Annotated in this window: 17 protein-coding genes; 9 read left to right on the plus strand and 8 right to left on the minus strand. The window is 32.8% G+C overall.

What is annotated here, in order from left to right; all coding sequences use genetic code 11:
• Positions 1 to 38: 38 nt before the first annotated feature.
• On the minus strand, positions 39 to 404 hold the full coding sequence (locus WN975_RS23735) for a hypothetical protein (RefSeq protein ID WP_099710883.1): 366 nt from the start codon (positions 402 to 404) through the stop codon (positions 39 to 41).
• A 240-nt stretch (positions 405 to 644) separates the two neighbouring features.
• A complete protein-coding gene (locus WN975_RS23740) occupies positions 645 to 1,238 on the minus strand; it encodes a YceI family protein (protein WP_337968629.1) in 594 nt (197 codons plus the stop codon).
• Positions 1,239 to 1,511: 273 nt separating this feature from the next.
• On the opposite strand from WN975_RS23740, the gene rlmN reads away from it, so the two are divergent.
• A complete protein-coding gene (gene rlmN / locus WN975_RS23745; RefSeq protein ID WP_337968630.1) occupies positions 1,512 to 2,561 on the plus strand; it encodes a 23S rRNA (adenine(2503)-C(2))-methyltransferase RlmN in 1,050 nt (349 codons plus the stop codon).
• 209 nt (positions 2,562 to 2,770) lie between these two features.
• Here the strand turns inward: rlmN and WN975_RS23750 are convergent, their stop codons facing one another.
• A complete protein-coding gene (locus WN975_RS23750; RefSeq protein ID WP_337968631.1) occupies positions 2,771 to 3,631 on the minus strand; it encodes a hypothetical protein in 861 nt (286 codons plus the stop codon).
• A gap of 160 nt (positions 3,632 to 3,791) precedes the next feature.
• On the opposite strand from WN975_RS23750, the gene WN975_RS23755 reads away from it, so the two are divergent.
• From WN975_RS23755 to dnaG, 5 genes are all read left to right on the plus strand, one after another.
• Positions 3,792 to 4,769 (plus strand): polyprenyl synthetase family protein, encoded by a 978-nt coding sequence (locus WN975_RS23755; protein WP_099710887.1) that lies wholly within the window; start codon positions 3,792 to 3,794, stop codon positions 4,767 to 4,769.
• 199 nt (positions 4,770 to 4,968) lie between these two features.
• Positions 4,969 to 5,529, plus strand: coding sequence for an RNA polymerase sigma factor (locus tag WN975_RS23760; RefSeq protein WP_337968632.1), 561 nt, complete (start codon positions 4,969 to 4,971; stop codon positions 5,527 to 5,529).
• Complete coding sequence (locus tag WN975_RS23765) at positions 5,516 to 6,244, plus strand: hypothetical protein (RefSeq protein ID WP_337968633.1); 729 nt, start codon at positions 5,516 to 5,518, stop codon at positions 6,242 to 6,244. The genes WN975_RS23760 and WN975_RS23765 overlap by 14 nt, the downstream gene beginning before the upstream one ends.
• Positions 6,245 to 6,606: 362 nt before the next feature.
• The gene (locus WN975_RS23770; protein WP_337968634.1) at positions 6,607 to 7,659 is read left to right on the plus strand and encodes a hypothetical protein; all 1,053 of its coding nucleotides are present in this window, start codon (positions 6,607 to 6,609) and stop codon (positions 7,657 to 7,659) included.
• Between the two features lie 126 nt (positions 7,660 to 7,785).
• A complete protein-coding gene (gene dnaG, locus WN975_RS23775; protein WP_337968635.1) occupies positions 7,786 to 9,864 on the plus strand; it encodes a DNA primase in 2,079 nt (692 codons plus the stop codon).
• Here the strand turns inward: dnaG and WN975_RS23780 are convergent.
• Together WN975_RS23780 and nadE are read right to left on the minus strand one after the other, a co-directional pair.
• The gene (locus WN975_RS23780) at positions 9,861 to 10,490 is read right to left on the minus strand and encodes a response regulator transcription factor (RefSeq protein WP_026730588.1); all 630 of its coding nucleotides are present in this window, start codon (positions 10,488 to 10,490) and stop codon (positions 9,861 to 9,863) included. The genes dnaG and WN975_RS23780 overlap by 4 nt on opposite strands.
• A 93-nt stretch (positions 10,491 to 10,583) precedes the next feature.
• Positions 10,584 to 11,390 carry an NAD(+) synthase gene (gene nadE, locus WN975_RS23785; RefSeq protein WP_337968636.1) on the minus strand — a complete coding sequence of 269 codons (807 nt, stop codon included), beginning with the start codon at positions 11,388 to 11,390 and terminating at the stop codon, positions 10,584 to 10,586.
• Positions 11,391 to 11,489: 99 nt separating this feature from the next.
• Between nadE and gldB the strand changes: the two genes are divergently transcribed.
• The 3 genes from gldB (at position 11,490) to WN975_RS23800 (ending at position 13,654) form a co-directional block, all read left to right on the plus strand.
• Positions 11,490 to 12,446 (plus strand): gliding motility lipoprotein GldB, encoded by a 957-nt coding sequence (gldB, locus tag WN975_RS23790; protein ID WP_337968637.1) that lies wholly within the window; start codon positions 11,490 to 11,492, stop codon positions 12,444 to 12,446.
• Positions 12,446 to 12,781 (plus strand): gliding motility protein GldC, encoded by a 336-nt coding sequence (gene gldC / locus WN975_RS23795; RefSeq protein ID WP_029273283.1) that lies wholly within the window; start codon positions 12,446 to 12,448, stop codon positions 12,779 to 12,781. The genes gldB and gldC overlap by 1 nt, the downstream gene beginning before the upstream one ends.
• A gap of 567 nt (positions 12,782 to 13,348) precedes the next feature.
• On the plus strand, positions 13,349 to 13,654 hold the full coding sequence (locus tag WN975_RS23800) for a hypothetical protein (RefSeq protein WP_337968638.1): 306 nt from the start codon (positions 13,349 to 13,351) through the stop codon (positions 13,652 to 13,654).
• Positions 13,655 to 13,719: 65 nt separating this feature from the next.
• Here the strand turns inward: WN975_RS23800 and WN975_RS23805 are convergent, their stop codons facing one another.
• From WN975_RS23805 to WN975_RS23815, 3 genes are all read right to left on the minus strand, one after another.
• A complete protein-coding gene (locus WN975_RS23805; protein ID WP_337968639.1) occupies positions 13,720 to 14,352 on the minus strand; it encodes a hypothetical protein in 633 nt (210 codons plus the stop codon).
• Positions 14,353 to 14,464: 112 nt separating this feature from the next.
• Positions 14,465 to 15,085 (minus strand): ribosome biogenesis GTP-binding protein YihA/YsxC, encoded by a 621-nt coding sequence (yihA, locus tag WN975_RS23810; RefSeq protein ID WP_083693597.1) that lies wholly within the window; start codon positions 15,083 to 15,085, stop codon positions 14,465 to 14,467.
• Positions 15,086 to 15,127: 42 nt separating this feature from the next.
• Positions 15,128 to 15,892 carry an alpha/beta hydrolase gene (locus WN975_RS23815; RefSeq protein WP_337968640.1) on the minus strand — a complete coding sequence of 255 codons (765 nt, stop codon included), beginning with the start codon at positions 15,890 to 15,892 and terminating at the stop codon, positions 15,128 to 15,130.
• Between the last annotated feature and the right edge of the window lie 64 nt (positions 15,893 to 15,956).

The raw sequence follows: 15,956 nt of genomic DNA on the forward strand, positions 1-15,956 counted from the left end.
GTTTTGCGGAATGGTTTCAATCTTGAATTTGGAAAAGATTATTTTTTCAAAGCGTCATTAACATCTTTGGCAGTTTTTACTGTTCCGTCTTTCGCAGCTTTCGCGGCATTTTCTACTTTTTCAGCTCCTTTTTTTGTTGCGTCTTTTACGTCAGTAGCTGTTTTTTTAGCAGCATTTTCGACATCGTCAGCAGCTTTTTTAGTGGCATCTTTTACGTCTTGCGCAGCAGCTTCTGTTTTAGTTACAGCGCTGTCTTTTACCTCTTTAATATCTGTTGTTAGAGAATCAACTTTGTTTCCAAGAGTTAGTTCATCTTCTGCTGGTTTTGGCTCTTTTTTTTCACATGATTGTACAGCGAATGCTAGTAAAGCAACAACAGCCAAGCTTAAAATTTGTTTTTTCATAATGAATGATCTTTTTTTAGGTTATAAAAATTTAAAGGTTATAAAGCTGAAAAATAAAGATACAAATTTTAAAATGATTGCGCGCTTTGTAAGATTATTTTCCTTTTGAGAGAAAAACAATTCTTATGCCAAACTTTAGTTTTTTTGTTCCGATCAATAATTATTTTTCGGATGAATTAATTTTTAGTTTTTTACCGGGAATTGACTTTAATATTTAAAAATAATAGTCTTAGTAATTTGTTATTTAATAACCAACACGTTATCATTTTTAGCGTAGTCATTTAAAGTAATATTGAACATCACAGTTAATTCTTTTCCGGCTCTAACAACTCCAAGTGCAGCAGTTGGAGGAGACATACCAAAATCAGCAAAAGTAATTTGATTAGATCCCTTTAAAATAAAAGTTCCATTACCGGCTGCTACGTTAACCAAAGTTTTGTATTCTCGACTAATTCCTGCAATGGTATAAGTTCCGGTTAAATTCCAGGTTGCTTCGTTTACTTTATTTGCAGATTTTAAAACGTATTTAATGTTTTTGTATGTTTTCGTGTCCAAAGTTTCATAAGCCACATCATCCATGCTTCCTTTGCTGCTTTTTATGCTTTCGGCCAATAGTGTAATAGTTAAGCTGTTTATATCAATTAATTTAGAATCCGTAACGGTTAAGTTTGCGCTACCATTTCCTTCTGTAGATTTCATTACCCAATCGTGTACATTTGAAGTTCCGGCAACTTCAAAAGTTGATTTTACCATAGAGTAGTTTCTTTGTGCATTTGTCTGGAATGACAATGTTATAAAAATCACTGTCAATAAAATTGATTTAATTGTTTTCATTTTGATATGGTATTAGTTGTTTTTGGAAATAGAGAAACTATATTTTATAGTCTGCTTTTATTTCTTAGATCAAATTTATTACGAACAAATAATACAGAAGATGATAAAAATCATTGTTGAGAATTTATTAAATAGTTAAAATTATTGAAGAGATCTAAAGATGTGTTCTAAGTAAAAAGAATTATTTAGCAGAATAAAAAAGGAGTCTTTATTAGGTGTTAAGCTTCAGTACAACGTCAGAAGTTTTAAGGAAAAAATCAGTAACTTTGCGCCATGCAAATTGAGAAAAAAGACATAAGAGCCTTATCAAAAGATCAGTTACGTGATTTTTTTGTCGCAAATAATGACAAAGCTTTTCGTGGAAATCAGGTCTATGAATGGTTATGGAGCAAAGGAGCACATAGTTTTGAGGATATGACAAATGTTGCCAAAGCAACGCGTTCTATGCTTGAAGATAATTTTGTAATCAATCATATTAAGGTTGATACAATGCAACGCAGCAGCGACGGAACTGTAAAAAACGCCGTTCGGTTACATGATGGTTTAGTAGTAGAATCAGTTTTGATTCCAACCGAAACAAGAACAACAGCTTGTGTTTCCAGTCAGGTTGGTTGTAGTTTAGATTGTAATTTCTGTGCAACTTCGCGTCTAAAAAGAATGCGTAATCTGGAGCCTGGAGAAATCTACGATCAGGTTATCGCAATTGATAAAGAAAGCCGTTTGTATCACAATCATCCGCTTTCGAATATTGTTTTTATGGGAATGGGAGAACCTTTGATGAATTACAATAATGTAATCAAAGCAATCGATATGATCACGTCACCAGAAGGTTTAGGAATGTCTCCGAAGCGTATTATGGTTTCGACGTCCGGAATTCCTAAAATGATTAAAAAAATGGCTGATGATGATGTAAAATTCAAATTGGCGGTTTCTTTACACTCGGCAATTGACGAAGTTCGTGCGCGAATTATGCCTTTCAGCAAAAATTTCCCACTGGCAGATCTGAGAGAATCATTAGAATATTGGTACAGAAAAACAAAAAATAAGATTTCATACGAATATGTAGTTTGGAAAGGAATCAACGACGATAAAGCTTCAATCGATGCATTAGTGAAATTTTGTAAATACGTGCCTTGTAAAGTGAATCTAATCGAATACAACCCAATAGACGATGGAGAATTTCAACAAGCCTCCGAAGAATCTATTTTGGCGTATATAAAAGCTTTAGAAAATATTGGAGTTGTCGTAAAAGTACGTCGCAGCCGCGGAAAAGATATCGATGCAGCTTGCGGACAATTGGCAAACAAAGAAGCCGATATGTAGAGAAATATTCCGCCAGGAATAATTGATTTAGATTAGTCTATAACATAATATCAAAAAATATTCCGCTAGGAATAATTGATCGGTAGAAAAAAAATATTGACAAAGTGAATTTGTTCCATAGGAACATCTGATCGCATCATTACATAAAAAAAGCATTAAAAACGAGAATTATTCTTGTTCTTAATGCTTTTTTTGGGCAAAAAGGATTCTTATTTTTTCAAATCAATCTCTTCCGTTACGCCACCTTTGGTTACTTTGGCAAGAGTATCGCAATTTCCATCGCCATAATCAAGAACCGCAGTCGCTCCGTTTTTGGTAATGGAAACAACACCTTTTACTGCAAATGGTTTTCTGCATGATGCGTCAAATTCAAGAGGAGTTGTGATTTCTGCCGAAAAAGTATCTCCGTTAGGAAAAGTAGTCGATCCGCTTCCGGTTACCAAAAAAGCATTGTCTTCCCAATTAAACCAAGTATCATAACCAGCAACCATTTCTTTTACCAAAGAGCCTTTTCGGGTATAAACACCTCCATCATCAAAAGTAATGGTCATATCAACTGTTGCAGTAGAAACCGGATGCGCTGTTGCCAATAAATTGGTTGTTTTTATAGTTCGAACGATACTTTTGCTTCCTTGAAGTTTTTTGCCATTATGATAAAAACCGTCAAAAGTATAACTAATCGTTTGTGTTGAGGCCGAAAAATCGTTGGCAAATGAAACAACCATTTTTCCTTTAACCACATTTCCGTTATCAAGAGTGCATCCTTCAACACCAAAATCGACTGTTTTTGTCCACGTATTATTGGTTAAAACTGTTGTAATAGTAGCACAACTCGGTAAAAAGTTTTTTACAGGACCGCCGGGTTTAGCAGTATTATTTTGTTGTGCGTTAAATTGATCTTCGGCAATATTAGTTACATCTTCAATTGAAGCATCAATTTTAGAAGTCGTAATAATTTCATTGTTCGAAATTGCCGTAGTAGTTCCGTCATTTGTTTTTTCATCAGAATTACAACTAATAAAAAAAGATAAAGCGACTAATGTTCCAATAAATAAAACTTTTGTTTTCATAGTAAATAGTTTAAATGGTTTTACTTTTAAATAATGAATTCAAATTAGGCTTTATGAAAAATGTTCTTGGTAGAATTTTTTAGTTAATACTTAAATTATTGTTATACTAACTTAAAATAGACAACGTTTTTTTATTTAAAATAGTATATTTGGAATCGAAATGAATATTACTTCTCAAATAAAACAGCCCATTTTTAACGAGATGGAACTTTTTGAAAAAAAGTTCCATGAATCGATGACCTCAAAGGTGGCTTTACTGAACCGAATTACCTATTATATCGTAAATAGAAAAGGGAAACAAATGCGTCCGATGTTTGTTTTTCTGACTGCAAAAATGGTTTCAGAAGGCATCGTAAATGAGAGAACTTATCGTGGTGCATCTGTAATTGAGCTTATTCATACCGCAACTTTGGTTCATGATGATGTCGTGGATGATAGTAATCGCCGTCGCGGATTTTTCTCTATAAATGCACTTTGGAAAAATAAAATTGCTGTTTTAGTTGGTGATTATTTATTGTCAAAAGGTTTGTTGCTATCTATAGATAATGGCGATTTTGATTTACTCCGAATCATTTCTGTTGCAGTTCGTGAAATGAGCGAAGGAGAATTACTTCAAATCGAAAAAGCCCGCAGACTTGATATTACCGAAGAAGTATATTATGAAATCATCCGAAAAAAGACTGCAACACTTATTGCTGCTTGTTGTGCGCTTGGTGCAAAATCTGTAATTGAAGATGATGCTCAGGTTGAGAATATGCGCAAATTTGGTGAGCTTATCGGAATGGCTTTTCAAATTAAAGATGATTTATTCGATTATAGCGAAGAAGCGATTGGTAAACCAACAGGAATTGATATTAAGGAGCAAAAAATGACTTTGCCTTTAATTCATGTTTTAAATACTTGTACTCCGCAAGAAAAAAAGTGGTTGATAAACTCCATCAAAAACCACAATAAAGACAAAAAACGCGTCAAAGAAGTTATTGCCTTTGTGAAAAACAATAATGGTTTGGCTTACGCCGAAAATAAAATGGTAGAATTTCAACAGGAAGCACTTTCGTTACTTCAAAACTTTGAAGATTCTGAGTTTAAAGATGCCCTTATTTTAATGGTGAACTACGTTATTGAAAGAAAAAAATAATTCTTTTAATTAGATAATTAGAAAATTTTTCAATTAGATAATTGATTTACTTATTTGTAAATCAAATGTTTTGGCGCGTCTAATAGGGATTTGTAATTTATTTTTTAAAATTTTTTCAATCCCGATGCAACCATTTCGAATCGACAATCGTCTATGCTAATAGAAGACCATTGCAAAACCAAAAACCGAAAGCTTATTAATGAAAATTATTCATTTACATCAAGAAGAAACCGAAATTATAAAGTTGGCTGTCGAAAATAATCGGCAAGCGCAACAACAAATATACAGTCGGTTTTCACCAAAGATGTTGAGTGTTTGTCGACAATATATAAAAGACATTCAATTGGCAGAAGATGTAATGATAACGGCTTTCATGAAAGTATTTACCAACTTAAACAAATTTGAAAATAAAGGAAGTTTTGAAGGTTGGATTCGCAGAATTATGGTCAACGAATGTATCTCTTATTTAAGAGTTCAGAAAAAAGTAAAGTTTACCGATGATGAAATTTATATCGAAGAAAGTTTTAATGCAATTGACAGCAAGTTTTCGACAGATCAGATTCAGTTTTTAATAGACGCTTTACCGGATGGTTACAAAATGGTTTTCAATTTATACGCCATAGAAGGATATAAACACAATGAAATTGCAAAGATGTTAGGAATTAATGAAGGAACGTCGAAATCGCAATTATCGCACGCCCGAAAAATGCTGCAAACACAAATTAATATATTAAAAAAACAAGATAATGGAACCGAATAATTTTGAAAAGGATTTCCGTGAAAAGCTAAACGAACGTCAGATCGAACCAAGCAATAAAGCCTGGGACAGATTGGACGCAATGTTGAGTGTTGCCGAAGAAAAGAAGCAGCCTAAAAAGAGTAGAAAATGGCTTTATATCGCAGCAAGTATTGTTGGGTTTTTACTAGTTGGAACTTTCTTTTTTAATCAGAAGAAAAGTGTTGTTGAAACTCCTCAAGGAACCGTTGTAATAGAAGAAAATACTAAGAAAGATTCGGTTGAAAAACCAATTTTAAATGTAACCAATTCTGTTAAAGAAGAGATGGTAGTTTCAGAAAAAACAGCGACACAAATTTCTGATAAAGAAATAAAAAACAAACCTGATACTTTAAAACAAAACCTAAATAAAACCATAAAAAATGAGAAAAATCAAATAGCGGAGTCTTCAATCATCAACAAAAACAATCAAGAAAAACAATCAATCAATAATGCGAATCCAATTGTCGAAACTTCTAAAAAAGAAAATGTAGATCAGTTGTTAGATTCTGCTGAAAAAACTGTTGTTGCACAGAATTCGGTTAAACCGAAAGCGAAAATTAAAATCAATGCCAACGATTTATTAAATCAGGTCGATGGTGAATTAGAACTTTCGTTTAGAGAAAAAGTAATCACAAAAGTCAATAAAAATTACCAAACAGTAAAAGTGGCTTTAGCAAATCGAAATCAGCAAGAATAGAGGATATAGAATCAAGAGTAAAGAATCAAGAAAATAGAATAAAAAATATAGATTTTTTAGTTCCGGAGGAACGATTCATATTGTAGCGTCGGGTTTTAACCCGATGGAGATTGGATTCATATTTCGCATTTTGCAATTCACAATCAACATTTCATATTTCACAATCGACGATCAACAATTCGCGATCAACAATTCTCAATGAATAAATCACAATCAATATTTCGTATTTCACAATCGACGATCAACAATTCACGATCAACAATTCTTAATGAATAATTCACAATCGACGATCAATAATTCATAATCAACAATTAATCATCAATAATTAACAATTAACAATCAATCATCAAAATCAATCAATCATGAAAAATTTTACCATTTATCTCGTTATCCTCGTTTTTCTATTTGTTAGTAAAGTGTTGGGGCAGGAAACTTTTGAATCGAAAGCAAGGCAGATTGCTAACAAAATAGAAAAGATTACTAAGGAAGAAAAAGCAACTTTAAAAGAAGAAGTTGAAGCTGTAAATGTTCAGTTATCTGAAGGGAAAATTACGCAGGAGCAAGCTGATAAACGCAAAAAAGAATTAGCAGAAGTCAGAGCTACAATTATTGAACAAAAAGTTACTGAGGCTCAAAATGAACTTAATGATTTGGTTCAGCAAAAAGTAGACGGAAAAATCAAAGAAGGAGATTCGATAAAGAAACATACTTTGGTTATTCATTGGAATGATCGAGACTGGAAAGACAATAAAAAAAGAAAAGATTCTATTCGTGGAGAAAGACGTACAACATCGCAATTTGTGTTTGCAATGGGTTTGAATAATATGATGGTCGACGGAAAACTTCAGGATTCGAATTACAGTTTTATAGGTTCACATTTTTATGAATGGGGTTTTACTTATAATTCAAGATTAATGAAAAACGACAATTTATTGCACGCTAAATATGGACTTTCATTAATGTATAATAATATACGACCAACAGATAATCGCAGTTTTGTGGTAAATGGAGATCAAACCGAGTTGCAGACAAATGCGATAAATTTAGATGAATCACGTTTTAGAAATGTTTATATCGTTGCGCCGGTTCATTTAGAGTTTGATTTTTCTAAACCTAAAGTAGTTAACGGAAAAACGTATTTTAGAACACATAAAAGTTTTCGTTTTGGAATTGGAGGATATGCAGGAATTAACGTAAAATCAAAACAGATTCTGAAATACGATCAGGACGATTTAGATTATAAAACAACAATAAAAGGAGATTACAATGTGAATAATTTTATATACGGATTAAGTTCTTATATAGGATATAGAGAAATGAGTTTGTATGTGAAATATGATTTGAATCCATTGTTTCAGGATAATTTAATAAAAGAAAATAATATTTCGTTAGGATTAAGATTTGATTTAAATTAGGAATACAATCGATTAGTTAGTGGAAAAAGTGCCTTGAAAAAGGCACTTTTTTTATTTGAAATCATCAGATTTCAAGATGGATTTGTGTACTTTTACAGACTTCAAATTTTTTAAATATTTTACGTTTTGATTTCACAAGCTACAATTGATTCTGTTTTTGAAACTGCTCGAGTAGAGGAGGTTATTGGTGATTATGTTAACTTAAAACGTGCAGGAAGTAACTACAAAGGTCTAAGTCCATTCTCAGATGAGCGCTCTCCGTCGTTCATGGTGTCGCCTGCAAAAGGAATCTGGAAAGATTTTAGTACAGGAAAAGGAGGTAATTCTGTTAAGTTCTTAATGGAACATTCGCAATTTACCTATCCGGAAGCCATTCGATACTTGGCCAGAAAGTACAATATTGAGATCGAAGAGACAGAACAAACAGATGCTGAAAAAGCAATGACGGATGTTCGCGAAAGTATGTATTTGGTTTCGGAATTTGCAAAAGATTATTTTAATAAGACACTTTTAAATTCAGAAGAAGGAAAAGCAATTGGACTTTCTTATTTTAAAGAAAGAGGTTTTACCAATGAAACAATCAAAAAATTTAGCTTAGGATATTCGCCTGAAACCTGGGATGCTTTGACCAAAGAAGCTTTGGGTAAAGGTTATAAATTGGAATTTCTGGAAAGCACCGGTTTAACAATTGCGAGAGAAGATCGTCCGTTTGACCGTTTCAAAGGCCGCGTAATGTTTCCTATCGAAAGTATGTCCGGACGTGTTTTAGGATTTGGAGGACGTATATTAACGAATGATAAAAAAGCAGCAAAATATTTAAACTCGCCCGAAAGTAATATTTACCATAAAAGTAAAGTGCTTTACGGAATTTTTCAGGCGAAACAGTCGATAGCAAAACAAAACAATTGTTATTTGGTTGAAGGTTATACAGATGTAATTCAGTTTAATCAAGCGGGAATTGAGAATGTTGTAGCTTCTTCGGGAACAGCTTTAACGCCGGATCAGATACGTTTAATTAATCGTCTGACAAGAAATATTACAGTACTTTTTGATGGAGATGCTGCAGGTTTACGTGCTGCTATTCGAGGAATCGATTTGATTCTTGAAGAAGGAATGAATGTAAGGGTTTGTGCTTTTCCTGACGGAGAAGATCCTGATAGTTTTGCGCGAAAAACTTCGCATGATGATCTTGTTGCTTATCTAGAAGAAAACAGTAAAGATTTTATACAGTTTAAAGCCTCTCTTTTAATGAAAGAAGCTAAAAACGATCCTATAAAAAAAGCCGATTTGATTCGTGATATGGTTGTTAGTATTTCGAAAATTCCGGATCGTATTCAACGTGAAGTATATACTCAGGAATGTGCTAGAATTATGGATATTTCTGAGCAGGTTTTGGTAAGTACTTTGGCTCAGCTGATTCAAAAAGATATTACAGAGGCGAATAAAAAGCAAAAACAGGAACAAAAACCTTTTGAAGTTTTTAGAAACCAACCCCAACAACCGCCAAGTAATGCCGGATATTCAGGAGGAGATCCTGATGATCCAAGAACAGGGCCGCCAGATGATTATTATCCGGGAGGACCAGGATATGCTGCACCAGTACAGCAAACAGAAAAAGTTGATATTTTATACCGTTTAGAGCGTAAAGTGATCGAAATTTTATTGCTTTACGGAGATACAATGGAAGAATTTGAAGATGTGCTTTTAAAGAATAATGATGAAGGTGAGGTTGTAATGGTTTCTGAAATGAAACAATATAAAGTACACCAGCGAATTTATTTGAGTTTGCAGGAAGACGAGGTAGAACTATCAAATAACTTGTTCCGTGATATTTATACGGATTTAATAGCCTTTTATAATCAAAACGAAAAGTTTAGTTTAGAGCAATATTTAATGCGTCTACAGCCTGATTTTGCTCAGGAAGTTACAGATATTTTAATGGAAGATGAACGATTGACGCTTCACGATTGGGAAGGGCAGAACATTTTTTCGAAAATGAAGCACGAAACGATTGCGCAATATGTTACGGAAACAATTATGTCTATGCGTTGGTTTTTGGTTGATAAAATCATCCAAGAATTAAAAAGCTCTATACAACCTGATAATTCAGATAATACAGAGCTTTTGTCGATGGTGGTTGATTACTCAAAACTAGTTAATTCATTTTCGAAAAAACTGGGAAGAGTAATGTCAAGATACCATTAAATAATTTCTAAAGTCTTTGCTTTGTTAACAAGATCTACTAAATTAGTAACATTTAATTTAGTCAATAATCTTAATTTGTAAGTACTGATCGTTTTTTCGTTCAGGTTTAAGATTTTAGAGATTTCATTGTTTTTCTTACCATCACTTAAGTAACGTAAAACTTCGATCTCGCGATTAGAAAGTTTTCTGTACAAACGTTCGCTTTTGCTTTGTTTCGCAATAAGAGCCATGTTTTTACGCACAGTTTCGTTGATGATAATTTTTCCTTCATGTACTTTAATAATAGAAAGACCTAAAGTTTCAAGTTTTTCTGTTTTGTGCACATACCCAGAAACTCCTGCTTTGATCGCATTTGGAGCGTACATTTGTTCGGCGAGGTCACTAAAAATTACAATTTTTGTTTTTGGGAAGTTTTTCAGAATAGATTTTACTTCAAAAATACTTGAGAGACCTTCTAACTCTAGATCTAGAATTAGGATATCGATCTCCTTCGTCTGAAGAATATCTCTAACCATTGAAAAATTGCCTACGTTGGCAACAATTGAAATTTGATCGTGGTCTTTAAAATAAGACTTAACGCCAAAGTGAGTCACAGGATGATTGTCTGCAAGACATACTTTAATCATAATTTTTACCTTTTTTAGAATTGTTCATGTTTTTGGAACTGTAAAATTAATAAATAAATTCTGTAATTAATTGCAGACAAATGTTAAAAAGTTTTATTTTAACGTTTTTGGTATAATGCAGACCGGAATTGCGTCCATTTTATGCTTGTTACTGGTGTTTAAACGTTTATAAATTTCAAAGACAGATTTTTCTCTCCCACTGTAGTCAGCTGGCGTATTTCCTGACTCCGCGGCCAACATCGCCCATTCAAGTTCGTCATAACTTGCTCCTAATTGGTCTTCATCGGTACGATTATCTCCAAATAATCCATCAGTTGGTGCAGCTGTTAAAATTGATTGTGGAATGCTTAAAAATTCTCCTAGAGCATAAACATCCGACTTCATTAAGTCAGCAATCGGACTTAAATCGACTCCGCCATCTCCGTATTTGGTGTAAAATCCTACTCCAAAATCCTCTACTTTGTTCCCGGTTCCGGCAACTAATAACCCGTGAATTCCGGCCAAATAATATAAAGAAGTCATTCGCAAACGAGCACGTGTATTAGCTAATGATAAGCTAACTTTTGCTTCGTCATCTGTTTTTGGTACAGAACTTTTAAAAGCTTCAAAAGTCGCAGTTAAATCAGTTTCTACGTTTGAAACATTCGGAAAACGCTTTTTTAATTGCTCAATATGTTCTCTTCCTCTCGAAACCTGATTTTCGGCTTGGTGAATTGGCATTTCTACACATAAAACTTTCAAACCGGTCTGGGCACATAATGTAGACGTTACAGCAGAGTCAACGCCGCCGGAAATTCCAATTACAAAACCATTTACTTTTGCATTGTTAGCATAATTTTTCAACCACTCTACAATGTGGTTATTCACTTTTTCTGTTTGAATAGTACTTTTTTTAGCCATAATAGTTCAAGATTTAAGATGCAGGGGTGTATATTTGCACAAATATTTTTAAGTAACGTTTATTTAAAATATAGGCAACACAAATCTAATTAAAATAAAATGAAAATATATCGCTTTGTAGTGGTTCTGGGCTTGTTTTTTTTGTCCTGTGATCAAAAAACTAAAGTTGAAAAAGCAGTAGAAGAAATTCCGGTTGATATTAAGGTTGAACGCTTTGATAAAGCCTTTTTTGAAAGTAAACCAGAGGATTTAGCCAAATTAAAAAAAGAATATCCTTTCTTTTTTCCAGCAGGGAATGATGATAGTGTTTGGTTAAAGAGAATGCAAGATCCGCTTTGGAGAGAAGTGTATACAGAAGTGCAAAAAAAATATAGCAATTTTGAACCGGTGCGTGAGAAATTCAATGCACTTTTTCAGCATGTAAAATATTATTTTCCTAAAACTAAAACGCCAAAAGTTATTACGGTAATTGGAGAAATGGATTATAATTCTAAAGCAATTTATGCAGACAGTCTGGTAATTGTTGCCTTAGAATTGTATTTGGGGAAAAATCATAAGTTTTATGAGTTTCCAAATTATCTAAAGGAAAACTTCGAAGAAAATCAGATTATGCCAGACGTAGTTTCTAGTTTTACTTATCGAAATATTCCTGCTTCTGCAGATAAAGATTTGCTTTCTAAAATGATTTTTGACGGAAAACAGCTTTATGCAAAAGATTTGCTTCTGCCTGAATATTCAGATGCTGAAAAAATAGGATATAAGCCGGAACAAATAAAATGGTGTGAAGAAAATGAAGCCTATATGTGGCGATTTTTTATAGAAAGTGAAATGTTGTATAGTCAGGATCCAAAATTGACGACACGTTTTATGACGCCAGCTCCGTTTTCTAAATTTTATTTAGAAATAGATAATGATTCTCCAGGAAGAGTTGGTGCCTGGATTGGCTGGCAAATCGTACGATCTTATATGAAAAATAATAATGTAACGTTGCCGGAATTGTTAAAAACAAACTCAAAAGAAATTTTCGAAAAGTCAAAATATAAACCGAAGAAATAATGTCAGATACAATAAACTCAGAAATTAGATTCAATATAGAATTGGACGAAAACCGCGTTCCGGAAAAATTAACATGGAGCGCTCAAGATGGCGGTGTACAAGCTGAAGAGGCAAAAGCAATAATGTTGTCTATTTGGGATAGCAAAGCTAAAGAAACGATGCGTATTGATTTATGGACGAAAGATATGCCGGTTGATGAAATGAAGATTTTCTTTCATCAGACTTTAGTGGCAATGTCAGATACTTTTAAGCGTGCAACAGACGATGAAAAGATGTCAGATACAATGAAAGATTTTTGTGATTATTTTGCAGAAAAACTAGAGTTGACAAAGTAATTTAAAATTCCAATAAAGAAATCCCAAATTCCTATCGTAAAGATGGGGATTTGGGATTTTTTTGTTTGTAATTCTTTTTTTTGAATTTAAATATTAACTTTAGAAAGCATTTGTTCGTAAGGTTACTTTTTGATAAAAGTAATTTGTAGTTGAGATAGTTTTATGATCTGAAAAAAAAAGAATAATATGTTGTTTCCATTTTTTATAAGCCTTGTAGGATTGTTTTTTTTGCTGGTGAACAGTATTCGCTTTTATAGAACGCGAAAAAACAAAGATGTGCGATATATCATAATCATGATTTATTTAATCTTTTTGTTTGTACAAGAACTACTTTGCAATATCATTGGATTTTGTTATCCGGGATCTAATTTTTTCCTTTCTCATTACTATTTCATTTTTCAATTTGTTGCTTTGAGTATATTCTTTTATAGTTTGTTTTCGAATCTTCTTTTAAAAAGAGTGATACTTTCCTTTCTAATACTAGTTTTGATTTTATTAGCGATCCAATATTCCAGAACGCCTGATCTTTATTGGAGGTTTAATTTATTTGAAATAGGAATAACTTCAATGCTATTAATTGTGTATGCGTTAATCTTTTTGATTGAGAATTTTAAAACGGCGAAACACAATTATTTGTATTTCTGCAATGGATTGATCATTTATCTCGCGAGTAGTTTGAGTATTTTTTTAAGTGGTAATACTGATTGGGTGATTTTTACCGAACCATTTGTGCTTGATTTGTGGTTTTTTAATTCTCTGTTTTATATTCTGTATCAATTTTTAATCTATAAAGAATGGAAAGATTTGAATCATAAAGAAGTAATTAGAGAATCAGATCAGGTAGATGTTTTTGATGATCCCGGAAAGTTGTAATGAATAAAATAATTAATAAAAAAAATCCCAAACTTCAAGTTTTTCAAATGAAGTTTGGGATTTTTCTATTTAACAGATCTTTTGTCCAGATCTTTCAGTATCTTTTTTAAAGCTCCCGTCATTAATTTATTTGAGCTTTTATAAAATTTTACATTGTCGAGAAGTTTGCTTGATTTTTCTGTTTCCCACACAGATTCGTCTTTAGTTTTTCTGACAACTCCAACAACATTTTGCGAGTAAATAATTTCGTGTAAGTTCAAATCATAAATTTCGACAAGTACAGAAGCTTCATTTCTTCCTGTTTCGTTATCGGATTGGTAAAGTTCAATCGAAGAGAAATCACTTTTGTTTTTTTGGGTAGAAATATTGATAAAGAAATCAAAACCGGTTCCTTCTTTTAGTTCCTTTAATTTTGTTTTACTTGGGTTGAAACTAATTTTTCTGGGAACAAGTAATCCGTTAACGTCATGAATATAAGAAACTCGTTCTCCTAATTTCTTTTTGAAAAATTCTAAAGACTCTGCAGTCAATTTATCTCTTTGGTTTTTAGGACTGTCTAATTCATTTAATAACCATTTTCCAGAAGTAAAATCAACACCGGATCTTGGTCCGGAAGTAAACATGTAAGTTTTTGTTGAGCACGATGAAAATAAAATAGAAATAAAAAAAAGAAAAAAGATTGGTTTGATATTCTTCATGAATTAGGTTTTGGTTGCCTCAAATGTAGTTTAAAACATACAATAAAAAAATTCCAAACTCCAATTTAAAAAGTATTGGAATTTGGAATTTAAAAGAATTAGGATTTGTTTCTTAAAACTTGTTACTGTTTTTAAAAACTTCCTGATTTACTTCGTCGATATAATTTAAAACATCATCTTTTCCTATTGATTCTGTAGCCGAGGTTACAAAATAGTGTGGCATTTCTTCCCAGTTATTAGCAAACATTTGTTTTTTGTATGCTGCAATATGAGAGTCAACTTTAGTCTTGCTGATTTTATCTGCTTTAGTGAAGATAATACAAAACGGAATTTCACTTTCTCCCATATACGACATAAATTCAATGTCTATATTTTGAGCTTCGTGGCGAATATCAATCAAAACAAAGGCGCAAACAAGTTGTTCTCTTGTTTCGAAATAATCAGTTATAAATTGCTGAAAAACTGATTTTGTTTTTTTTGATACTTTCGCATAACCATAACCAGGTAAATCGACCAAAAACCAATTGTTGTTAATCTTAAAGTGATTAATCAGCTGAGTTTTTCCTGGTCTTCCTGAAGTTTTAGCTAAGTTTTTATGATTGGTAAGCATATTGATCAACGAAGATTTACCAACGTTAGATCGTCCGATAAAAGCATATTCCGGCAAAAAATCCTGTGGACATTTTGCTACTTCGGAATTACTGATAATAAATTCGGCGGTATTAATTTTCATGTTTTTTGTTTTTAAAACCTCCTAAAAGTCGAAAGTTAGATGCTATAAATTCTTTTTAACGAGCCATTCTTCAAGAATTGTGTTGAATTCCTGAGGGTGTTCCATCATAGCAGCGTGTCCACATTTGTCTATCCAATACAAAGTTGAATTAGGCAATAATTTATCAAATTCTTCGGCAACATTGGGTGGTGTAACGGCGTCATTTTTACCCCAAATGATACAGGTTTCTACTGTCATTTTTGGTAAATCTTTTGCCATATTATGACGAATTGCGCTTTTGGCAATCGTTAAAGTTTTGATCAGTTTTATGCGGTCGTTTACCGTTGCATACACTTCATCAATAAGCTCGGGAGTTGCAATTGCAGGATCGTAAAATACATCTTCAGCCTTCTTTTTGATGTATTCATAGTCGCCTCTTTTTGGGTAGCTATCGCCCATTGCGCTTTCGTAAAGTCCAGAACTTCCGGTAATTACGAGTCCGGCTACTTTTTCGGGATACATTTTGGTGTGATAAAGAGCAATATGTCCTCCAAGAGAGTTGCCTAACAAAATTACCTGATCAAATCCTTTAAAAGTAATAAAGTCCTTTACGTATTTCGCAAAGCTTTTTACGTTTGTTTTTAAAATACTTTGGGTATAGATTGGCAAATCCGGGATAACAACTTTGTATCCTTTTGTTGGGAAATATTCTGCTACAGCATCAAAGTTACTTAGGCCTCCCATTAAGCCATGTAAAATCACGATAGGAGTTCCTTCTCCAGCTTCATAATAGCTGTATTTGCCTTCTTTTTTGTAGTGTTTGTCCATTTAATTTAATGCCAATTTCAATTTGGACAAATATAGGGTTTAATAAATAAAAATGAATTTTTGA

Origin of the sequence: uncultured Flavobacterium sp., from assembly GCF_951805225.1 — a bacterium.
Taxonomy (GTDB): domain Bacteria; phylum Bacteroidota; class Bacteroidia; order Flavobacteriales; family Flavobacteriaceae; genus Flavobacterium.